The 22,712-nt window shown below is 35.4% G+C and carries 15 protein-coding genes and 2 tRNA genes; 9 read left to right on the top strand and 8 right to left on the bottom strand.

Features of this window, described 5'->3' with window-relative positions:
• Positions 1–4: 4 nt before the first annotated feature.
• The 3 genes from HX004_RS16335 to proS all read right to left on the bottom strand — a co-directional run bounded on the left by HX004_RS16335 (position 5) and on the right by proS (position 1,726).
• Positions 5–76 (bottom strand) — tRNA-Glu (locus tag HX004_RS16335).
• A 25-nt stretch (positions 77–101) separates the two neighbouring features.
• Positions 102–173 (bottom strand) — tRNA-Glu (locus HX004_RS16330).
• Between the two features lie 77 nt (positions 174–250).
• Positions 251–1,726, bottom strand: coding sequence for a proline--tRNA ligase (gene proS / locus HX004_RS16325; RefSeq protein ID WP_286443736.1), 1,476 nt, complete (start codon positions 1,724–1,726; stop codon positions 251–253).
• Between the two features lie 133 nt (positions 1,727–1,859).
• On the opposite strand from proS, the gene HX004_RS16320 reads away from it, so the two are divergent.
• From HX004_RS16320 to HX004_RS16295, 6 genes are all read left to right on the top strand, one after another.
• On the top strand, positions 1,860–2,864 hold the full coding sequence (locus HX004_RS16320; protein WP_286443734.1) for a hypothetical protein: 1,005 nt from the start codon (positions 1,860–1,862) through the stop codon (positions 2,862–2,864).
• A gap of 24 nt (positions 2,865–2,888) precedes the next feature.
• Entirely contained in the window at positions 2,889–4,427 is a 1,539-nt protein-coding gene (locus HX004_RS16315; RefSeq protein ID WP_286443732.1) for an OmpP1/FadL family transporter, read from the top strand.
• Between the two features lie 109 nt (positions 4,428–4,536).
• Positions 4,537–5,388, top strand: a complete 852-nt coding sequence (locus tag HX004_RS16310; protein WP_286443730.1) for a hypothetical protein — start codon at positions 4,537–4,539, stop codon at positions 5,386–5,388.
• A gap of 199 nt (positions 5,389–5,587) precedes the next feature.
• A complete protein-coding gene (gene rimO / locus HX004_RS16305) occupies positions 5,588–6,901 on the top strand; it encodes a 30S ribosomal protein S12 methylthiotransferase RimO (RefSeq protein ID WP_286443728.1) in 1,314 nt (437 codons plus the stop codon).
• 179 nt (positions 6,902–7,080) lie between these two features.
• Positions 7,081–10,227 carry a S41 family peptidase gene (locus tag HX004_RS16300; RefSeq protein WP_286443726.1) on the top strand — a complete coding sequence of 1,049 codons (3,147 nt, stop codon included), beginning with the start codon at positions 7,081–7,083 and terminating at the stop codon, positions 10,225–10,227.
• A gap of 190 nt (positions 10,228–10,417) precedes the next feature.
• The gene (locus tag HX004_RS16295) at positions 10,418–11,167 is read left to right on the top strand and encodes a glycerophosphodiester phosphodiesterase (RefSeq protein WP_286443725.1); all 750 of its coding nucleotides are present in this window, start codon (positions 10,418–10,420) and stop codon (positions 11,165–11,167) included.
• Between the two features lie 96 nt (positions 11,168–11,263).
• Here HX004_RS16295 and HX004_RS16290 read toward each other — a convergent pair whose 3' ends face one another.
• Both HX004_RS16290 and HX004_RS16285 read right to left on the bottom strand, forming a co-directional pair.
• The gene (locus tag HX004_RS16290) at positions 11,264–12,736 is read right to left on the bottom strand and encodes an SLC13 family permease (RefSeq protein WP_286443723.1); all 1,473 of its coding nucleotides are present in this window, start codon (positions 12,734–12,736) and stop codon (positions 11,264–11,266) included.
• Between the two features lie 151 nt (positions 12,737–12,887).
• Positions 12,888–15,257 carry an outer membrane beta-barrel family protein gene (locus tag HX004_RS16285; RefSeq protein ID WP_286443721.1) on the bottom strand — a complete coding sequence of 790 codons (2,370 nt, stop codon included), beginning with the start codon at positions 15,255–15,257 and terminating at the stop codon, positions 12,888–12,890.
• Between the two features lie 123 nt (positions 15,258–15,380).
• On the opposite strand from HX004_RS16285, the gene HX004_RS16280 reads away from it, so the two are divergent.
• Both HX004_RS16280 and HX004_RS16275 read left to right on the top strand, forming a co-directional pair.
• The gene (locus HX004_RS16280) at positions 15,381–16,712 is read left to right on the top strand and encodes a sensor histidine kinase (protein ID WP_286443719.1); all 1,332 of its coding nucleotides are present in this window, start codon (positions 15,381–15,383) and stop codon (positions 16,710–16,712) included.
• On the top strand, positions 16,705–17,379 hold the full coding sequence (locus HX004_RS16275) for a response regulator transcription factor (protein ID WP_286443716.1): 675 nt from the start codon (positions 16,705–16,707) through the stop codon (positions 17,377–17,379). The genes HX004_RS16280 and HX004_RS16275 overlap by 8 nt, the downstream gene beginning before the upstream one ends.
• On the opposite strand, the gene HX004_RS16270 is transcribed toward HX004_RS16275, so the two are convergent.
• The 3 genes from HX004_RS16270 to HX004_RS16260 all read right to left on the bottom strand — a co-directional run bounded on the left by HX004_RS16270 (position 17,376) and on the right by HX004_RS16260 (position 22,135).
• Positions 17,376–18,197, bottom strand: a complete 822-nt coding sequence (locus tag HX004_RS16270; RefSeq protein ID WP_286443714.1) for a tetratricopeptide repeat protein — start codon at positions 18,195–18,197, stop codon at positions 17,376–17,378. The two genes, HX004_RS16275 and HX004_RS16270, sit on opposite strands and share 4 nt — an antisense overlap.
• Entirely contained in the window at positions 18,187–18,777 is a 591-nt protein-coding gene (gene def / locus HX004_RS16265) for a peptide deformylase (protein ID WP_286443712.1), read from the bottom strand. Before def ends, HX004_RS16270 begins: the two co-directional genes overlap by 11 nt.
• A gap of 94 nt (positions 18,778–18,871) precedes the next feature.
• Positions 18,872–22,135 carry an AsmA family protein gene (locus HX004_RS16260; RefSeq protein ID WP_286443710.1) on the bottom strand — a complete coding sequence of 1,088 codons (3,264 nt, stop codon included), beginning with the start codon at positions 22,133–22,135 and terminating at the stop codon, positions 18,872–18,874.
• A 209-nt stretch (positions 22,136–22,344) separates the two neighbouring features.
• Between HX004_RS16260 and HX004_RS16255 the strand changes: the two genes are divergently transcribed.
• Positions 22,345–22,551: a transposase gene (locus HX004_RS16255; protein WP_353620018.1), complete on the top strand. Its 207-nt coding sequence runs from the start codon at positions 22,345–22,347 to the stop codon at positions 22,549–22,551.
• Positions 22,552–22,712: the final 161 nt, after the last annotated feature.

Here is a 22,712-nt window from a genome sequence, read left to right as displayed (position 1 = left end):
CTTGTAGTCCGTAGGGGAATCGAACCCCTGTTACCAGGATGAAAACCTGGCGTCCTAACCCCTAGACGAACGGACCATATGCATTAGCTAAAATTAATTTGTAGTCCGTAGGGGAATCGAACCCCTGTTACCAGGATGAAAACCTGGCGTCCTAACCCCTAGACGAACGGACCATTTTGTTTATCTAATGCGGATGCAAAAGTACAATATATTTTTAAACCCGCAAGAGAAAAAACAAAAATTTTTAATTCTAATATGCTTTTGCGAACAACACTCTTCCCTTAGAAGGAGCTCCTGTTAAGACGCAAACGCCATCTTCTTCTTTTCTATCAATTGGAATACAACGAATTGTAGCTTTAGTAAGATCTTTAATCTTCTCTTCCGTCTCTATTGTACCATCCCAATGTGCTGAAATAAATCCTCCTTTATTTTCTAACAAATCTTTGAATTCTTCAAAAGAATTTGCCTCTGTAATATGCGAATCTCTATAGGTCTTCGCTTTGTCAAATAAATTCGTTTGAATTTCTTCCAACATATCTTGTACATACGTAACAATGCTGTCTTTCGCTACAATCTCTTTGGTAAAAGTATCGCGACGAGCTACTTCAAATGTACCGTTTTCTAAGTCTTTTGGTCCAATCGCAATACGCAATGGCACTCCTTTCAACTCATATTCATTGAATTTCCATCCTGGCTTGAATGTCGTACGATCATCAAACTTAAATGAAATATTCAATTTCTTAAATTGATCCGTTACTATTTTCACCGCTTCGCGAATTTCTTCTAATTGCTCATCCGTTCTGTGAATAGGAACAATTACCACTTGAATAGGTGCTAAGTTTGGAGGTAATACCAAACCATTATCATCAGAGTGCGTCATGATCAATGCTCCCATTAATCGCGTACTTACTCCCCATGAGGTTGCCCATACATACTCTTGCTTTCCTTCTTGGCTTGTAAACTTCACATCAAATGCTTTGGCGAAGTTTTGTCCTAAAAAGTGAGAGGTTCCCGCTTGTAGTGCTTTACCATCTTGCATCAAAGCTTCAATACAATAGGTTTCAATAGCCCCTGCAAAACGCTCATTCTCTGTTTTAAATCCTTTCACTACAGGAATTGCCATGAAATTTTCTGCAAAATCCGCATATACATCTAACATTTGTTCTGCTTCTGCAATTGCTTCATCTTTCGTTGCATGTGCGGTATGTCCTTCTTGCCACAAGAACTCTGCTGTTCTCAAAAACAAACGCGTTCTCATTTCCCAACGCACAACGTTCGCCCATTGATTCACCAAAATCGGTAAGTCACGGTACGATTCAATCCACTTTCTGTAGGTATCCCAAATAATCGTTTCCGACGTAGGACGAACAATTAACTCCTCCTCCAACTTCGCATCTGGATCTACTTCAATGGTTTTCCCGTCTTCTCCTGTTTTTAAGCGATAATGCGTCACTACAGCACATTCCTTTGCAAATCCATCCACGTGACTAGCTTCCTTACTAAAATAAGACTTGGGGATGAATAAGGGGAAATACGCATTTTGATGTCCAGTCTCTTTGAACTTCTTGTCTAACTCTGCTTGCATTTTCTCCCAAATAGCATAGCCATATGGCTTAATAACCATACATCCTCGAACTCCCGAATTTTCGGCCAAATCAGCTTTTACTACAAGCTCATTGTACCACTTCGAATAGTCTTCACTTCTCTTAGTAATATTCTTGCTCATTTTTAATATATTAGCAGTTAAGTTGTTTAACTCTTAATTAACTATAATAATTCCACAAAAGTAACTAAATTTGTTTTTAACAACAATTAAATTCCCATCGAAAATGACTACAATTCTTCAAAAAACAATAGGCATGAGAAGAATCAGCCTTTTCTTACTACTAGGAGGATTCGCTATTTCTTGTGGTTCATATCAAAATGCATCGCTTGCACAAGACGGCATTTATGGACAAAGCACACAGGCTGATCCCTATGCAGGGAATGATTCAGGCAATTACTACGAGAACTATTTCGCCTCTCTCAATCAAGATATGGAGTACTTCACGGATGTAAATACCTACAATTCCCCTGTAAATGACAGTATAGTAAAAAATATACCTAATAAAGCTGTTAGTTATGGTTCATGGGGAACAGAACCAACCAGCATACAAGTAAATTACTACAACAATAGCTATAGACCTTATTGGGGCTATGGTTATTATGACCCATTCTACGATCCGTACTACTATGGTGGTGGTTGGGGAATGAGTATTGGATTTGGTTGGGGTTGGAACGGCTATTATAGACCTTGGTACAACCACCACTATTGGGGATCTCCTTATTACGGCGGATATTATTCTCCATACTATACTCATGGTTATTATACAAACTATTATCCAAGAGGATCTTACGGAAATACAAGATCTTCTTATAACACAAATAACTCAAGAAGTTACTATACGCGATCTGCGAATGTAAATAACAATTCTTATTCGAGAAACTCTTACAATTCAAGATCAACTTATCAAGGAACTAGACCTACTTCAAGCTATAGTAGAAGTAGTTCCAATTATAGTAATAGCAACGGGAACAACAACAGTTACTATTCAAGAAGTAATTCAAATAGCAATTACAACAATCGATCTTACAATAGTAATTCATCCAATAGCAACTACAGTCGTTCAAACTCTTCTAATACTTACAATCGTTCTAATTCTTCTAGCAATTACAGTAGAAGTAATAGCGGAAGTTCTAGAAGCAGTTACAACAGTGGCAGTGGAAATACAAGAAGCAACTACAGCAGCGGTAGCAGTGGCTCATCGAGAAGCAGCTACAGTGGAGGCGGAAATAGTCGAAGCAGTAGTAGTTCTCGTAGATAATTATTTTAATTTTGAAAAGATCCCATGTATATCAATAAATTTATTTTTGGATTAGGCGCATCACTTTTAACGATTAGCGCTTTACAAGCACAGGAAGCAAATCCTCTAGACATTGCACAATACGCTGAATCAGATCTGAATGGTACAGCTCGCTTTCGAGGAATGAGCGGTGCATTTGGTGCTGTTGGAGGAGATTTATCTGCATTAAAGATCAACCCTGCAGGAGGTGCTATCTTCAACTACAATCAAGCTGCTTTTAGCATGTCTTTGGTAAACAAAAACAACAAGACGAACTATATGAACAATAGGGAGTCCAAAAGCTATACAGGTCTTGATGTTGGTCAAGTAGGAGCTGTTTTTGTATTTAACTCAAACGATCCCTCAGCAACAATGAAAAAATTTGCCATTGGAGTAAATTATGAGAGCACAAAAAATCTCTATAACGATTATAACGTTATGGGAACTGGTCAAACCAATTCTTTAGGAGAATACTTTTATCAATTGGCGAATGACGCTCGTATTCCACATAAAGCAGTAAACGGAAAAGATACACAAGGATATCTCGATGCTGGGTATATGAGTGGTTTTCTAGGTCAACAAACCTACTTGGCTTACCAGTCATTCATCCTCGGTGAAGGAAAAAATGACGGCGAATACGTATCAAACTTTGGCTCTAACAGAGATACCTATACTCAAGGAAAATACGTAAGTACTAGCGGATATAGCAGTAAGTTTTCCGGAAACTTTTCAGCTCAACTTGGTGATCGTATTTTTGTAGGAGGTAATTTGAATTTAAATCTTTTTGATTATACTCAATCTTCTCGTGCAATTGAAGTCAATCACGCTACTGACCTACCTAAGGACATGGTAAACTCGATTTATTATGCCAATCATCTTTATACTTATGGAACAGGTTTTTCATTTAACTTAGGGGTAATTGGACAAATTACAGATGAATTAAGAGCTGGGGTTGCTTATGAATCACCTACATGGTATAGTTTACGTGACGAATTAACACAAGGAATAGAAACTAGAAGAGTTGGAATTGAAGAAACTACCTGGCTTTATCCAAACGTAGTAAATATTTCAGAACGCTATCGCTTAAAAACGCCTAGTAAATACACAGGAAGTTTGGCTTATGTATTCGGGAAAAAAGGTTTAATTAGCGTTGACTATAGCATCAAGGACTACAGTAATCAACGATTCAGTCCAAAGAACAGCTATACACATAGTCTGCTAAACACATTCTATGATACAGAAATGAAAACGGCAAGTGAATTTCGCATTGGTGGTGAATATAAAATAAACAAAATAAGCCTTCGCGGAGGATATCGTTTTGAAGAGAGCCCTTATAAGAATACCAAATACATGGGAGACTTGAATAGTTTTTCTGCAGGTATTGGCTATGAGTTTGGAAGCTCTAGAATTGACTTAGCTTACACCCATTCAGCTCGTTCATACAAAACAAGTGTATTGGATATGACAGTGAATAATTTATATGACAATGCAAATTGGAAAATAAAAGAAAACTGGGTAAGTCTTTCTTATGTTGTTAATTTCTAATCTTATTTAGAACTTTTAATACTACGAATCTCTTTAAGGATAAACTCTTAAAGAGATTTTTTTATTGTACTTTTGGCTCAAAATTTTTAAGAATTCAAAAATCAAACTAATGAAAGCCTTTTTTAAACTTTTTGTAAGCGTATGCTTGTTGGCAACTACAGTAGGATTTGCACAAGAAACAGCCACTACGCCTTTGCGTTATACAGCCTCAAATAAAGGTAAATTTTATATATACTGGGGAGGAAACAGAGGGTATTATACCAATTCAGACATTCGATTTAGAGGGGAAGGATATGACTTCACAATCAAAGATGTAAAAGCAGACGATAAACCGAAAGGATGGCACGTGGATTATATTAACCCAGCACGTATGACCATTCCACAAACGAACTTGAGAATTGGATACTTTATTACTGATAAGTATAATATTTCAATTGGTGTAGATCACATGAAATACGTGATGCGTCAAAATCAAACAGTAAATTACACAGGAGAATATTACGGTGCTGGTTCTTATGGAGAACAAGTTCCAGGTCATCCAGATCAAGTGAAATTAACAGAAGAATTTTTAAAATTCGAACATACTGACGGGCTTAACTATTTGAATGTTGAAGTAAACCGCGTGGATGATATTTCTAAATTATTCAGCATTTACAATACAGACAAAATTCAAGTTAACGTTACTGAAGGTCTTGGATTTGGTATTATCTACCCTAAAACGAATACTACTTTATTAGGTAAAGATCGCTACGATGAATTTCACGTATCTGGTTTAGGTTTTTCTGCAAAAGCAGGTCTAAACGTAACTTTCTTTAAACACTTCTTCGTACAAGCGGAATTAAAAGGAGGATTCATTGATATGTATGATGTTCGTACAACAGACAGCAAAAAAGACAAAGCGTTCCACAACTTCTGGTTTGGAGAAACTGTCATCGCATTTGGTGGGATTTTTAAATTATAATTCCATCTTCAGATACAAGATAAAAGTGACTGACTCCAAAGAGCAGTCGCTTTTTTTTATGTTCTTAATTCTCTCTTTTTCACTTCTTTTCTAAAACGGAATCATTTTAGATAACCTTAGTACTTCACATAATTCTCACAAAGCTTCTTCGCTATATAGAAAAAAAATGTACTTTTGCAGTCCAATTTTTTTCAAACAAATGAGAACTAAATCTTTAAAAAAGAACAAGATAAACGTTGTTACACTGGGTTGCTCTAAGAATGTTTACGACAGTGAAGTCTTAATGGGGCAGTTAAAAGCTAGTGGTAAAGACGTTACACACGAAGCGACCAACGACGAAGCGAATATTATTGTGATTAACACTTGTGGTTTTATCAACAATGCAAAAGCAGAATCTGTAAATACGATATTAGAATACGTAGATAAAAAAGAGCAAGGAGTTGTAGATAAAGTATTCGTAACAGGATGTTTATCAGAGCGATACAAACCAGACTTAGAAGCTGAAATTCCAAACGTAGACCAATACTTTGGAACAACAGACTTACCTCTACTTTTAAAAGCATTAGGTGCAGATTATAGACATGAACTGTTAGGTGAGCGTTTGACCACAACACCGAAGAACTATGCTTATTTGAAAATTGCGGAAGGATGTGATCGTCCTTGTAGTTTCTGTGCTATTCCAATTATGCGTGGAAAGCACATTTCTCAACCCATTGAAAAATTAGTAAAAGAAGCGGAAGGTTTAGCTAAAAACGGAGTAAAAGAATTAATTCTTATTGCTCAAGATCTAACCTATTACGGATTAGATTTATACAAAAAGAGAAATTTGGCGGAGTTACTTGAGAATTTAACGCAAGTGGAAGGAATCGAATGGATTCGCTTACACTATGCATTCCCAACAGGTTTCCCGATGGATGTATTGGAATTGATGAAACGCGAGCCTAAGATTTGTAATTATATTGATATTCCACTCCAACACATTTCAGACAATATTTTGAAATCAATGCGTCGTGGTACAACACAAGCCAAAACAACCAAATTATTAAACGACTTTAGAGCAGCCGTTCCTGGAATGGCCATCCGTACAACTTTAATTGTTGGGTATCCTGGTGAAACTGAAGAGGATTTCCAAATCTTAAAAAACTGGGTACAAGAAATGCGTTTTGAGCGTTTGGGATGCTTTACTTATTCGCATGAGGAAAATACACATGCTTATTTATTAGAAGACAATGTTCCTCAAGAAATAAAACAAGAAAGAGCAAACGAAATTATGGAGATTCAAGCTCAAATTTCGTGGGAATTGAATCAAGAAAAAATTGGACAAACTTACCGTTGTATTATCGACAGAAAAGAAGGAAATCACTTCATTGGACGTACAGAATTTGACAGTCCAGATGTTGACAACGAAGTTTTAATTGACGCAACTAAGCACTACCTCAAAATTGGAGAATTTGCTACAATCACCATTGATGAAGCAACAGAATTCGATTTATACGGAAGTCCAGCAAACTAATATAAAAAAAGCCATCTCGAGGAGATGGCTTTTTTTATGCCTTCTCACAAAGTACAAATCGTAGCGTAGCGTAGATTCATCGAATACCAATAAAAAATATAAACTAAATGAGATAAACCTCACAAAAAAACAACTTGGGTGTTGTATAAAATAGTTTTAAGTTTAGGAAAAATATAATTATGCTTAAACAAACTATTTCTCTTCTAACCTTAGCGCTAACTTCAATGGTTTGGGCCCAAAATAAAATTCACTTTACCTCTACCCCTTCCTTAAGTCCAGATGGACAAACTACCTACTTTAGTTTTGATGGAGACCTTTGGCAGGTTCCCACTACTGGAGGAGAAGCTCTACGCCTCACTGCCTTACCAGGTAATGAAACCAATCCCCGTGTTTCTCCAGATGGTAAATGGTTGGCATTTAGTTCAGATCAATACGGCAACAAAGATATTTTTGTCATGCCTCTTATTGGCGGACCTATTCAACAACTAACTTATCATCAGGCAACTGATGAAATGGAAAGCTGGAGTTGGGATAGTGAAACAATTTATTTTACGAGCAATGCTTACAACAATTACGCTTCTTTTTCCATTAACAGAAATGGAGGCACACCTATTCCTCTATTTACCAACTACTTCAACAATACCAACGGTTTAGTTGAAACACCTGCAGGAGAATACTTGTTTACCAATTCAACAGAAAGTGCCAATCAAGTGACGCGCAAGCGCTACAAAGGAGAGAATAATCCTGATATCTTAGGGTATAACCCAACCAATAAACATTTTAAACAATATACCGATTACAACGGAAAAGACTTCAATCCGACCGTTGACCAACGTGGAAATATATACTTTATATCAGACGAAAATAATGCTCATTACAATCTTTACACTTTTAGAGACGGAAAGAAAATAGCCTTAACCGAATTTACTTCATCCATCAAAAAGCCGTTTGTTTCTGCAGATGGCAGTCAAGTTATCTTTGAAAAAGACTATCAATTGTTTGTCTATGATACCCAAAATAATCAAGTGCGATCGGTTGATATTAAATTAAACACCAACAAATCTCTTACTAAAGAACAAACCTTTAAGGTTGAAGATAATATCAGCTTTTTTGATGTTGCTCCGGATGGCAAAAAACTAGCATTCGTTAGTCGTGGTGTCTTATTTGTCTCCGATATAGAGGGAAAATTTATACAAGCTCTTACGGATGGCAAAGAACGAGTAATGGAGGTGAAATGGTTGAAAGACAATCAAACACTCTTGTATAGTCAGACTTACAACGGCTACCAAAATTGGTTTAAAATTGAGGCAAACGGAAAAGGAAAAACAGTACAATTGACCTATGACACGCGCAATAATAGAGACTTAGCTTTCAATAACACCCTTACTCAAGCAGTATATACCAGTGGACGTGATGAAATTCGCTTGCTCGATTTACAGACTTTTACTTCTAAAACGATAGTCAAAGATGAAATATGGGCCTTTCAAAGTGCGCCACCTTCTTTTTCTCCTGACGGAACTTATGTACTCTTTACGGCTAAACGCAACTTTGAGGATGATATTTTCATCCACAACATTCAAAAAAATGAAACCATCAACCTGACTAATACCGGAGTTTCAGAAACTAATCCCGTTTGGTCTCCTTCAGGAAAATACATCTATTTTGCTAGTGATCGATTAAATCCTTCTTACCCAATGGGTATGCAAAACGCCAGTATTTACCGCCTAGCGCTAGATTGGTATGCAGATCCATTTAAATCAGATGAATTTGACCAACTATTTGCTATTAAAAAAGAAGAGAACGACAAAAGTAACAAGACAAAAAACAAGACAAAATCAACAGAGTCTTCTACTTCATCAACAGTAGTGCATGTCAATACACAAGATGTATTGGACCGCATCGAATTAGTCAGTGATAAATTTGGCAATCAATATACCCCAGTTATTTTTCAAGAGGACAAAAAGGAATATGTTTATTATTCTTCCAATCAAGAAAATGGAAAATATACCTTATATCGAAAAATATACGAGAAATTCGAAAACGCTAAAACAGAAAAAGTTTGGGATAAAAGTGTGAGTCTCCTGCAACAAAGAGAAAAAACACTATATGCCTTAAGTGATAAGGCTATTTACAAATTTGCCTTAGAAAAAGGTACTCCTGAAAAGATTGTAATTTCGCATTCTTTCACTAAAAACTTAGCAGAAGAATTCCATCAAATGTTTGAAGAAACTTGGGCAGGTGTTGAAGAGAACTTTTATGATGAGACATTTCATGGACTAGATTGGAAAGCAACGAAAGATTATTTTAGTTCTTATCTTCCTTATTTAACTAGTAGAAATGATCTTCGTATTTTACTCAACGATATGTTAGGTGAATTAGGGTCTTCCCATTTAGGGTTTACCTCAACTGGGGAGGAAGAAAAAACGAGGTTACAATATAATACGGTAGAAACAGGGATTATCTTCTCCTCATCAAATCCGTATGAAGTAGCTCATGTGATACGCAAATCACCCACTGCTACAAAAGACATTCACTTACAAAAAGGAGATATACTAACTCATGTCAATCGACAAAAAGTAGAACCGACCAAGAATCGAGATACGTATTTCACCTTTGCTCCTACACAAGAGGAAATTGAATTGACTTTTTTACGTGGTGCAAAAGAATTTACGATAAAACTGCATCCGATCTCTTTTGCTACCCAAAAAGGATTGCTTTACGATGAATGGATTTATCAAAATAAACAAAGGGTTAACGAATGGAGCGACAATAGGATAGCGTATAGTTACATGAAAAACATGGGTTCTTCTGAATTAGATTCTTTCCTATTGGATATGGTTGAACAAGAACATCATAAAGAAGGAGTAATCTTAGATCTTCGATTCAATACAGGGGGAAATGTACACGATAAAGTACTCAATTTCTTGGCGCAACGCCCTTATTTACAGTGGAAATACAGAGAGGGAAAACTAACGATGCAAAGTAATTTCAGCCCGAGCGGCAAACCGATTGTATTGCTCATCAACGAATTTTCACTCAGTGATGCGGAAATGACGGCTGCTGGTTTTAAGGCATTGAAATTAGGAAAGATTATCGGACAAGAAACCTATCGTTGGATTATTTTTACCTCAGGTAAATCCTTAGTTGACAATTCTTTTTATCGCTTACCCTCTTGGGGCACTTATACCTTGGAAGGGGATAATCTAGAAAAAACAGGTGTGGCTCCTCACATCTATATCAAAAATACTTTTATGGATCGTCTCCAAGAAAAAGATCCACAACTAAAACGTGCAGTTCAAGAAATTTTAAATGATTTATCGCAATAATTGAAAAACTAAAAGAGAACTTTTTAAACAAAAGTTCTCTTTTTTTGGTTCTTTTTCACTATATTAAGCCTATTATTTGTAGCATTACAAGAATTTAGTTCGCATTTTGTTTACTATAACTTAATGTTTAGCTAATTCATATTCTTTGTAATTTATACAATTTTGCTTTTCACTAATCAATACTAGGACTATGAAATTAAGAACGCCTTTGTTATCCATCCTTTGTACGGTAATTACCTCAACCACTATCGCACAAGAAGTTAAAACACTGCGTATTGGACACCGAGGAGCTATGGGGCATATTACTGAAAACACCGTAGAATCTGTGGTAAAAGCCATCGACTTACGCTGTGATATGATTGAAATAGATGTCTTCAAAGTAAAAAGTGGAGAACTTGTCGTTTTTCACGATGATACCCTTGATCGAATAACCAATGCCAAAGGTTCTATTGAAAGCTATACCCTAGATGAATTGGAAGACGTTTTAGTAGGCGGTAAATATAAAATTCCAACCTTAGAAGAAGTCATTGATGTTATAGGACGCAAAGCAGTATTGAATATTGAATTAAAAGGAAGTAATACGGCTGTAGATACGCATCGAATTATTCACAACTTCTTAGAAAGAGGCTGGACCTATGACGATTTTGTTCTTTCTAGTTTTAAATGGGAAGAGCTGAAAATCGCACATGACTTAGATGCTGATTTACCACTCGCTGTATTGACAGAGAAAAAACCAGAAGATGCGATTGAATTCGCTTTGAGCATCCAAGCTAAAGCTATTAATCCGTATCACAAAATGCTAAATAATGAAAATACAGCTTTAATCAAAAAAGAAAAACTCAAAATCTATCCTTGGACGGTCAATGATCCTAAAGACATTGAACGCATGAAAAAACTAAAAGTGGATGGTATTATCACCAATTTCCCTGAACGAATTTAAATCATTTGCTTTATATGATAAGGTCAGTGATATAGCAATACACTGACCTTTTTATTTTATCCTTAATTAGTTTTTATCCCGAACGTTCTATCCAATCTACTTGAGATATTCAAAGAAACTAGTAAATTCCTGGAGGAATAATACCCACAGAATAATAACAATCGTTCCCACGAAAGCACCAAACATTCCCCCTAGTCTAAAATCTTTTTGCTTGAGCATACCCGTACCAAATACAATCGCATTGGGAGGGGTAGAAACCGGTAAAAACAATCCACAAGAAGCACAAAGTCCAACCACTAACCCTACGGGTAATAATTGATCTACAGGTAAAACAATGGCAGCTATATTAATTAAGATTGTTGCAGTTGCAGTACTACTCATGATATTCGAAAATAAAACGGTTATAACAGCAAATACAATCATCATCACAACAACATTAAATTCTGCACCTGCCAAAAACTGGGAATAGTAAGGGGCTAATAACTCTTTAATAGCGATACCTAGAGATAAACCTCCTGCTACTAACATTAATGTATCCCAAGGAAGTTTACGCACATCTTCTGCCGTAATAATGCCTAACATCGGCAAGAACATAATCGGCACCATAGCGGCTCCAGCAGTTGGAATATGGTATTTAGTGCCAAACATCCACATCCCCACTGTTACAACTAATATTACAATCACGGCTAAGCGTTGTAAGCGCAAACTATTGGTCATTTCCAAAGCCTGATTAACGAAAGAAACATCTAGCCCTTTCACTTTTGAGGTGTATTTTCGAACAACAGCCCACCAGAATCCCGCCAACAAAATAACAGCAGGTACTAATCCCAAAAACAACCATTGCGTAAAGTTTACAGTAAAACCTTTCGTTTTCAGAACATCTACTACTATTAAATTAGGAGGCGTAGACACCATACTGATCATCCCCGCAAAAGTTGCCGCCGCTGGAATACTAATTAAGATAGCTTTGGACATAGGAGAGTCCTTTCCTTCCCTTTCAATTAGAGGCATAACCGAAGCTAAAACCATTGCAGCTGTTGCTGTATTTGAAATAATAAGCGATAAAATAGAAGTTACCAAAATAATTCCCAATACTAATTTATTGGGATTAGAACCAAAAATAGCAAGGGTCTTTTTAAACAGCGATAAATCGAGATTGGTTTTTCGCATGCCTTCACTGAGAAAGAATCCTCCTAAAAAGATCCAAATCACACTGTCTGACCAGGTGGAAGAAATCTCTTGTGGGGAGATGGTTGCACCTTCGATATTTCCCATGGTATACACTAAGAAACCGATTATCATGATTCCCACAGCAAAAGGCGGAATCGCTTCTGTAGCCCACAATAAAATAGAAAAAATTAAAATGAAAAAAGTATACTTCTGCGCCTCAGAAAAAACTTCCGGTGTCAAAAAATAAGTACAGAGAAAAGCGATGAGTAGCGAAAAGAAAAAAATACCCACTCGTGTTTTAATATTCCATACATTCCAAGAGGCTTCTATCAACAATTCACTATAAAAGCGAATCCCCGTTCGTATTTTACGAATCTGGTCAAAGTAGTCAAATTCCATAGTGTTCAATTTTCATTACAAAGCTACAAAATAACTAACTAAATCCCATTTTAACATTTATACAAATAAACGCACTAATGTTTTTCATAAATCAACAAAAAAACAAAAGGAAAGTCGTTTTCAACTTTCCTTCTTGCTGTACTAACTCCATTTATAAGCGATCTTTTTCCTGCATATCTAATTCTTTACTGCTGTATTTCACCTTTTGATTTCCAAAATTGTAACGCAAACCTATAGCAATCCCTTGGGTATCCATATAATCTTTGAAATAATTATATTGATTAGCATACTGTGTTTTAATGATTTGTCTATCACTGCCAAAAATATTGTAAACATATAAGTTTGCCGACCATTTTTTCTGGTTAAACTCTCTACTCATAATAAAATCGGTACGTTGGTAACCGCTAATTTTAAATGATCCCTGCACCGTTGGGGTATAAAAATTATACGTCAACATCGCTTTCCAATTGTTTACTTTATCGAGATTTACCGTGGTAGTTACTCGCCCTCCAAAAACAAAAGCATCATTTTTATGCAACTGTTGATCTACTCCATAGAAATAATCTTCTTGTTGTTGTAAATAAGTAAATGAACTTACAGACCAACGCGGTAGAATCTGATAAGAGTAATTAGCAATCATACCCACTAGTTGGCGTTTATCTATATTAGTATAGTGATAAATCAACATATTGGACTCATTCTCTTGATAGGATATTTCCATTGAGGGATTTAATTCTCTATTGTAAAAGAATTCAATATTCAATTCATTGAATGTATAATTCAAACTGAAATTATGACTAATCGCCGCTTTCAAATCGGGATCTCCTTGAAAGTATGAAAACAAATTATAGTAGCTTTTCGCTGGATTCATCCATGAATACGAAGGACGATCAATGCGTTTGCTATACGACAAACTCAATTGTTGTTGATCGGTTAGATCATATTTCAAATAAGCCGTAGGAAATAATTTAAAATAGGATTGATTATTACTTCCCATTCCTGTGCTTTTAGTCTGAATACCCGTATATTCTCCTCTTACTCCCACTTTGGCCTGCCATTTCTTCCACTGTTTGGTATACGAAGTATAAGCGGCCCAATTGATTTCTTGGTAATCAAAAACATTGCTTTTTTCTGAATTTAGCAGTAGTCCTCCTTGTTCTTCATCAAAAAAATCTAACAAATAATTCGCCTTTACAATACTGTACTTTCCCCCCAACTCCCATTTCGTCGATTCTTTGTCTACACTATAATCAATACCTGATACTGCCAAACGGGTGCGTTGTCTATCTTTAGTTCCAAAGAAACGCGCTGATTCAGGTTGCTCTTTAAAATTTAATTTCGTCAAAACGTCTTGATTGTCTGCTTCTTTATCATAGGTAAAATAAGAAGACCACAACAAGTTTTTCGAAGGGCTGAATTTCTTTTCTACCAAAGCATATCCCGTATAGGTATCCATATTCGAGCGTTTATCATTAAATGTGGTATAAGAAGATTCAACTTTATTTTGCGGATTATAAATTGACGTCGGAATCTCATAGTTTCCTTTCGTTTTTACATTGATATAACCATTTCCTCCTACCGTTAAGGTCAAAGTTGTATCCAATTTAATATCCATTTCCGCTTGAAAACTATGTTGTCCTTTGATTTTATTTTTACGCGTCATGACACTACTCCATCGATCTCCGTTTTCATAAAATACATTATCTTCATTGTAACGAACACTAGTACCTTGTCCTAAACTATAACTCCCTGATACATTAATTTTTTCTCCCGTATAAGTGTGTTGTGTACTCAGTGTGTTATAGGCGTAGGTTGTTTGCTTAAAACGCTCCCCAATACTGCCTTTATATCCTAATAAATTATTTTTCTTTAACTTGATATTAAGCACAGCATTTCCTTGAGCCTCATACTTTGCTGGAGGATTGGTAATCACCTCTATTGCCTCCACCTGTGTTCCTTCTGTTCCTTCTAATAAGGCCTTTAGTTGTTCTCCTGACAACATGACTTTTTTATCGTTGATAGTCACCAAAATACTTTGACTTCCTCTTATACTCAAATTATCCCCAATCGCATTCACTCCTGGTGTTTGCTTGACAATATCCCAGGCATTCGTTGTTGCTAAAGGCGTATCTTGCACATTAAATACCAAACGATCAATTTCACGTTTAATCGTCGGTTTTTTAGCCTTAATTACTACTTCATCTAATAAAGCATTATCCTCCTTCAATTCAATGAGACTAGGAAAAGAAACATCGCCAAATACTACTTGGGTTTGAAACCCCACATAACTGAATTCTAATTGCTGAATATTTTCTTGTGTATTCAATTGATACACTCCTTGTTCATCTGTATAAAAAGAAGTCACTACATTTCCTTGATGATCTTTTGCAATTACCGTCACAAAGGCTAAGACTTCTTGCCTACTATCCACAACTTTTCCTTTTATTGCTAAAGTGGCTTCTTGTGCTTGTAAGACAAAACTCATCAATAACATCAAGATAAAAATAAGTATACGTATCATAAGTTCTATATTTTGAACAAAGATGAATCAATGAAAATGGAATACCAGTTAATGAAGGGTTAACGAACGGTTAATGGGATTTACAAGGAGATTTATCCGTATTTTTAGTCTAAATTTGTACATATGAAGTCTTCTAAACCAAAGTATTATCTCATTGCTTTTAGTTTATTCTATCTTTTTTTGATTGGAATAATGATTTTCTATTTTGTACAAGTCCTTGAACTAAAAAAGAAGGAAATTCACAAAATTGCCCACGACAAAATAGATGAAATAGAACACATTCTTTCCTTTGAAAAAAAATCAAAGAAAAAGGATAATGTAATGTACAATGCAATTTTAGATTTATTGCAAAAAAAGGCAACCATAGAAGAAATACAAGAAAAAAACGCTTCCTACTTACAATTTATTAGTTTAGATGCCACCCATAAAATAGACAGTGCATTTGCTAGTTTGGGATATAAAATCGCTTATCGCATTGATTTGACGCATGTTATTTTGAATTCAACCAAAGAAAATATGCTCAAGACTCCCGTTACAATTCTAGAGACTCAACAAAAAATTAAACAGGCCCATCGTGTGAATACTTCCGAATGGGAAGTGGAAGAAAGCAGTCAAAACAAATCGGATGAACCTTGTATCAATTGTCCTGAAGACTATTCCAATCACTTTACCGTGAAACAAGAGAAATATATAGAAGTACTCAATTTCAACAGCATAGCCTTTCGCCAACTCTTCCCTTTATTATTGGGATCATTCCTTATTTGTACGTTTATTTTAATTTTGTATTTCATTACGTACAAAACCATCAAAAAGAAAGAGCAGGAAGTCCTGAGTTTACACAATATGGTAGACAATGTTTCTCATGAATTTAAACTCCCTATTGCTACTTTGAAATACGGATGCAACAATCTCAAACAAGAATATGACTCGCCAACTGTAGCTTTAATTCAAAGACAGGTTGATCGACTAGAGCGTTTACAAAATCAATTGGGGGTAATCTCCAATACCAACGACCTTCCTTTTAGCTACGAGGATTTTATGCAACTGATAGAAGACTTAAAGTTGAGAAATCAATCCATTGATTTTCAAATTTCATGGAGATTAGATGAAAATATACTTCCCTTTCCTCAAACAGAAATAGAAACCATCCTCCTCAATCTCTTAGAAAACGGTATCAAATATGGAGGTACTTCAATCACTTGTTCTATTTACTCCAAAGAAAATAAGTTGTATCTTGAGGTTTCAGACAATGGCATTGGGATTGAGAAAAAGGAGCAAAATCTTATTTTTAGAAAATTCTATCGCATTATACACAACAACGTACACAATACATTAGGTTTGGGAATTGGTTTATATCAAGTAAAGCAAATCGTAGAAAAACACCAAGGCAGTATTCAAATAAATAGTAAATTAACTGTAGGAACAACCTTTATTATTCGTATTCCTTATGCATAAAATTCTCCTCGTTGAAGATGATATAGACTATGGTACTGTGGTGAAGCAGTATTTAGAAATCAGTGGTTTTGATGTTGTGTGGACACCTGCTTCAACAGAAGTGGAAGTCTTAATTCAACAACACCATTTTCATTTAGCGATTTTGGATATTATGTTACCTCTAAAAGATGGATTTACTTTAGCCAAAGAAATTCATCAACATCACCCCCATATTCCCTTTTTATTTTTAACGGCTAAAAATCAAAATATCGATCGTCTATTGGGGTTAAAATTAGGAGCTGCAGATTATATTGCAAAGACGTGTGATCCTGAAGAATTAAAATTGCGCATTGACAATATTTTGCGTTATATTCCTATTGAAACAGCGACTGTTTATCACCTAGGCATCTATACGTTTAATCCTGCATTATTGCGCTTAGAAAATTCCAAGAGAACCTATCAACTCACAGAAAGAGAAAGGGATTTACTTTTGCTTTTTATTCAATATGATCAATCTATTGTTGAACGAGAAGTAATTTTGAATCAACTTTGGCAATCTGCAGATTACTTTAATGGGCGAAGTCTAGATGTCTTTGTTACGCGATTGCGCAAATATTTATCCGATGATGATAGCATACAAATCAACAGCATCCGCGGTGTAGGCTTTAAAATTAACCTGGGACGTTAATCATAATTAAATTGTTGAAAGAAATCCTCTTTTAAAGCTGTTTTATCTTGTATTTGAAGTAAGGCTTGTTGACTGACTTGTTTCCAATGCTCTTCTTTTGTTTGTTTATACAACTCATAAGTGGTTAACGCGTAATTTGCGAGGTAATCTGTGGTAGAACCAAAGTGTTCCTTACTCTTCTCAAAGAATTCAATCGCTTTATCATATTGCTGATTCATGCGCAATAAAATAGCCTTAATTAGGTAAATTTCCTGTTCTCTAGTTGGAGGTAAATTCCCTGTATTCTTATATTTCAATAAAGTACGATCCGTATTGACTAATCCTTCTACCACATCGCCTATAGAAGTTGCCGTTAGACTCAATCCATAATATCCCTCAGGACTATTGGGAAACGCTTGTTTAATTTCTTCGTATTTTTTTCTGGCTAAACCAACATTGCCGATACGCAAAGCAGAAGTTGCAAGAGCTGTTTTAAACGATAAAGTAGGTTGAGCAGCCAAACTATCCGCGTAATACAAATACGTATATGCAGCATCGTCTTTATCCTGCTTCGTTAGAGATATACCTGTATAATAATATGCATCGCACAAACTTTTATCCATTTGCACAATCTGAAAGAATATTTTTCCTGCCGTATTATAATACTCTGGTTTTTCCAAAGCTTTAAACCCCATTTCATACAAGTGAAGTATGTTTTGATTTTCTGTTGAACAAGACAAAGTACCTAGATCATTTACCCTAGATTGCTGCGCAAACCCACTGATTCCCTGTACAAGGAACCACACCCATATCCCAATAGTATACCCGCTATACTTCATACACCAAAGGTGTTTCTAAAGTTGCATCTTCATATTGACAATTCATCTGTTCTTCAATGCGATCTGTAAATAATACGCCATTCAAATGATCGTATTCGTGTTGCATAATCACAGCAGTATACCCTTCAACCACTTCTTGATAGTGATTTCCCTCCAAATCAAAATAAGTAATTTGAACAGCCAAGCTGCGATACACTGTATCATAGCGGTTTTCAATGGATAAACACCCTTCCTCTCCTTGTTGTAATAGCGAAGAATACCAAATGATTTGAGGGTTAATGAAAAACTCAAAAGGTTCATTGGCTTTATCGAAACGCTTAACCAAAAACAAACGTCTATTCAATCCCACTTGGGGTGCAGCAATACCAACACCTGCACGATCGCCATCGGTTACGGTTTTATACATACGAGCAATGAGCATTTTCACATTAGCATCCTCTGGATCAATTTCCTCACAATTCGCTTTAAGAACCTCTAATTCTGCAGGAATACTATCCTGATAGACATACATCGCTTGGGTTTGATCTCCTTCAAAGATTAAAGCTAATTCTTCTGTTGTTAAGGGATTAGTTGTTATCATCTTGGTCTTATTTCAAAATCTAGTAAGTAAAAATACTATTTCTAATGTTAGCAAAAAAAATAAAAGCCAGAGATTCCACTCTGGCTTTCTGTATTTATGCAGCAGGTACTGCTGTTTCTTCTTTTGGTTTTTCTTCTTTTGGCGCTTCACCTGTTGGGGTAGAAATCTCTCCTTCCGGTGTTATCCCTTGTTCTGTACCTGGTTCTGGTTGTTCTTCATCATCTTCATCATCATCTTCTGTTGATCTACCTAATACTTCACTTGGTTTATAACGTCCTAATTTAATTTTGAAATTATCTGAATTCCCTTGAATTTTCATTGGGATACCAATAATTCCCATTGGAGGTAATCCCAATCGAAGTCCAATATTCATCTCCCCATCTAAACTTACTTGGCCTTCAAATCGCGGTCTAAATCCTGCCATTTTCATACGAGTACGCTCAATCGTCATGACGTTGTCTTTAATGGTCGTTTTAATTTCAACGTCTTTTGCTTTTCCTTCTTCTAATGACTTTGTATTGGTTTCCTTAGCAATTGCACCTAATAAATTAAATCCTTTGAATTCGATATCTTCTAGCGTTAGTGATCCTCCTCCAACTAATGAACGGAACACTGGAAACATATTTTTATCCAAATCCCCTGCTAATTTGTAATTCAACGAAACTTGACCATGCGCATCTTTCGCCATGCTCACCATTTCTCTAAACAACGTAATTTCTTTATAAGCGCGCTGAATATCAAAATCAGAAGCTTGAATCGCATAATCAAATTTTGCTTTTCTAAATCCTGTCGGTTGATAGGTACCATTCATATTTACTTTTGTACCGATTAATTCAAAATCCGTTTTTTGTAAATCAATTTTCCCTGCATTAACCAATAAACTACCCGTGAAATGCTCTAGATTATACTCCGAGTATTTTATTTTTTGTGCTACTGCATCAAAAAGAATATTTAAATTTTTAGGTACCTGGATGACTCCCGTTCCCGAAGAGGAGGCTGTTGTTGATTTTCCAGAAGCTCCTTTTGAGTCAAACATCATGAATTCATCCACATTAAAATATGGACTTTCAAACGTGAATTTACCTTTCAATGTATCCTCTTTTAAAATATAATCAACTACATTCGTCAGATATCCTTTCATATTAATTTCGGAGCTACCATAAGTTGCTACAAACTTTTCAAAGCCCATCTTTTCTTTAAAAAACTTGAAGACTCCTTTTTTGATATGTAGCGGATAAGGGAACATTTCCGAATGAATGCGAATATTATCCACTTCAAATTTCCCTCCATTCTTTAACTTGTCAAAATCTCCTTTTAAGGCGTCACTTTGCAATCCTTTTAAAAATAAACTCGTAATAATACGACCATGTACATCAATACCATCCACTTTAAAAATCTTGTATATATCTCCGATATTGATAGCACCTTTGGATTGAATATTGTAGTTCAAATTATTTAAGTTATACAAACTTGCTGCTAATTGGAACGGTTCTTTTGCGATTTTAAAATTAATCGGTAAGACCTCAATAGACAAATCATTAATTGAACCGCGAGAACTTTTAATAATGGTATGGATTTGAATATCTTCAATTGGCAATTCAGGTAAACGCTTCAATTGTACATAACCATTATTCAGCTTAATTTCTGTATTTAAAACAGGAAAACGTTTGCGTTTAGGTTCATAACTTCCTTTCACTGTACCATCAATCACAAAGTTTCCACGTAAGATAGCCTCATCAAAAGGGATAAATTCCTTGATATTCTCAAAATCAATATTCGCTTCTATACGAGCATCTACATCATAGGTAGTCAAATTATTCACAGCGAAATGTCCCTTAACGAAATTGTCCATCGCTAAAAGGTTCAAATTATCAATGCGGAATTTGATATCTTTAATTTTTTCCGTTGGTCCTTCTGCTTTTACGTCAAAACTAATCTCTTTCAAAGCTTGTGGTAAGCTATCCAACTTGAAATAACCATTGCGAATCATCCCTTCAAAATCAAATGTTGGAATACTCGTAATTACCGTATCGCGTTTTACTGTTCGAAGTGTACGTGTTTCTACAACTCCACGGGCAAATTGTCCATCCAACTTTCCTTTCAATTGTAAATCACCTTTCAAATCAAATCCAGTAATTCCTATGGCTTGCTGAATAAGATCCAAATCCATATTTAAATCCATTGCACTTTCAATCATTGGCTTCTCAAACCCCTTGGTATGCAAAGTAAAATTACTTTTACGACCTGCAATAGAAAAATCAAGCTGATCAATGATCACCTCACTTTGTTCCATATCCAAAGAAGGCATTTTAAATTGAAATTTCAACGCCAAATCTTTAATTGGCTCAACTACATTCCCATGCTGAATAGCTCCATTAGCAATAGCTAAATCCAAGCTAATTGAAGGCATAATAGTATCTAAAGCTAAAAACTTACCTTCTAACTTAAACTTTCCATCTACAACCCCTTCAAATTTGGTTTGATCTAACCACGATTGATATTCAGGTGGAACCAATGACAGTAATTCATTCAAGCCAGCCTGCTCCGTATTAATATCAAACGACATATCATAACCATTGTCAATAAAACCAAAGCGCCCAATGAAGTTTACTAATAAATCTTTAATCTTTAAATTATTTCGTTGAAATTCAAATGTAAGTGACTTCGTATCAATTAAAGTTTCTAAATCAGCTAAAATTGGTTTCTCTTTGACATAGAAAACATTGTCAAAACTAAAATCAAAAGAGTGAATGCGAATCTTACTTTTCAACTGAAACACCGCTTCACTCATATTTCCACTACCTAAATAATCAAAATTAACAGCAGAAAAATATAAATTCCCCGCTTCATCGCAATAGCGTAACAACGCATTTTTTATTTCTAAGCGATCGATTTGTAAATCAAAACCTTTATCTTCCTCCTCGTCTTCCGCCGTAGGTTTCATCACCATATAGTTTGCTTCTCCTTTCTCATTGACCAATAAATCAATAACAGGAGAGTCTACAAATACACGATCAAAACTGATTTTTGAGTCTAACAAACTCATCATATTAATCCCCAATCCTAACTCTTTTGCCTCTAGCAACTTCATGGGCTGTAGAGAATCTACCTGAACCCCTTCAATACTAGGTTTTACAACAGTGGCCGTTAGATAAGGAAAATTTTTAAAGAAGGATACATTGATATCCTCAAAAGCCACTTCACCTTCAATCGAATCTGCTAATAATTTTTTGATCTCGTCGTTAATTGTATCCTTAAAGAAAATAGGAACAACTAGCATTACCCCCAAAACAAAAACAACCAAAGCCCCTAAGGCAATAGCAATTCGCTTAACAACTTTTTTTCCAGAAAACCCCATACTTTAACTCTATACAAATTGTGTACAAATAAACAGATTATTTCACAAATTAAGACACAAAATTAGAACATCTTATCCATTTACGAAAAGAAAATTATTTTTTTCGCATATAGCGATTTATGATAGGAGTGATTTTGTTTTTTTGTTTGTTGTTTGTTGTTTGTTGTTTGTTGTTTGTCGTATGAATATTCTCTAAACAATAAAAATGACTGCTTTTAATCGACAACCTTTCCTATTGGTTTAATCAAGTAGAAAATACGAACCTTAAACAATTTAATACGGTAACTAAAACCTTTATGTTACATTATGCAGAAATATTAAACTACTTCAATGACAGAAGTACCAATGCCTCTTCGGAGTTCTTTAATGCTAAAATTAAGTACTTTACAATGATGTATAGAGGAGTGAGAGGGTGAGTTGTATGTTGTATGTTGTATGTTGTGTGGTGTTTGTTGTTTGTTGTATGTTGTTTGAATCTTCCTTAAATAAGGATAACCGTTTTTAATCGACAATCCTCTCAACAAACCAACAACGAGCAACGAGCAAAAAGTAAATATCCTTAAAAAAGGAAAACTAT

It is taken from the genome of Myroides sp. 1354 (assembly GCF_030324495.1).
Classification (GTDB): Bacteria; Bacteroidota; Bacteroidia; order Flavobacteriales; family Flavobacteriaceae; genus Flavobacterium.
This window is presented reverse-complemented; position numbering and strand designations above follow the sequence as displayed.

What these genes read in the sequence shown, in the direction of transcription:
- proS (WP_286443736.1), bottom strand. Translation starts at nt 1,726, where the DNA reads ATGAGCAAGAATATTACTAAGAGAAGTGAAGACTATTCGAAGTGGTAC.
- HX004_RS16320 (WP_286443734.1), top strand. Translation starts at nt 1,860, where the DNA reads ATGAGAAGAATCAGCCTTTTCTTACTACTAGGAGGATTCGCTATTTCT.
- HX004_RS16315 (WP_286443732.1), top strand. Translation starts at nt 2,889, where the DNA reads ATGTATATCAATAAATTTATTTTTGGATTAGGCGCATCACTTTTAACG.
- HX004_RS16310 (WP_286443730.1), top strand. Translation starts at nt 4,537, where the DNA reads ATGAAAGCCTTTTTTAAACTTTTTGTAAGCGTATGCTTGTTGGCAACT.
- rimO (WP_286443728.1), top strand. Translation starts at nt 5,588, where the DNA reads ATGAGAACTAAATCTTTAAAAAAGAACAAGATAAACGTTGTTACACTG.
- HX004_RS16300 (WP_286443726.1), top strand. Translation starts at nt 7,081, where the DNA reads ATGCTTAAACAAACTATTTCTCTTCTAACCTTAGCGCTAACTTCAATG.
- HX004_RS16295 (WP_286443725.1), top strand. Translation starts at nt 10,418, where the DNA reads ATGAAATTAAGAACGCCTTTGTTATCCATCCTTTGTACGGTAATTACC.
- HX004_RS16290 (WP_286443723.1), bottom strand. Translation starts at nt 12,736, where the DNA reads ATGGAATTTGACTACTTTGACCAGATTCGTAAAATACGAACGGGGATT.
- HX004_RS16285 (WP_286443721.1), bottom strand. Translation starts at nt 15,257, where the DNA reads ATGATACGTATACTTATTTTTATCTTGATGTTATTGATGAGTTTTGTC.
- HX004_RS16280 (WP_286443719.1), top strand. Translation starts at nt 15,381, where the DNA reads ATGAAGTCTTCTAAACCAAAGTATTATCTCATTGCTTTTAGTTTATTC.
- HX004_RS16275 (WP_286443716.1), top strand. Translation starts at nt 16,705, where the DNA reads ATGCATAAAATTCTCCTCGTTGAAGATGATATAGACTATGGTACTGTG.
- HX004_RS16270 (WP_286443714.1), bottom strand. Translation starts at nt 18,197, where the DNA reads ATGAAGTATAGCGGGTATACTATTGGGATATGGGTGTGGTTCCTTGTA.
- def (WP_286443712.1), bottom strand. Translation starts at nt 18,777, where the DNA reads ATGATAACAACTAATCCCTTAACAACAGAAGAATTAGCTTTAATCTTT.
- HX004_RS16260 (WP_286443710.1), bottom strand. Translation starts at nt 22,135, where the DNA reads ATGGGGTTTTCTGGAAAAAAAGTTGTTAAGCGAATTGCTATTGCCTTA.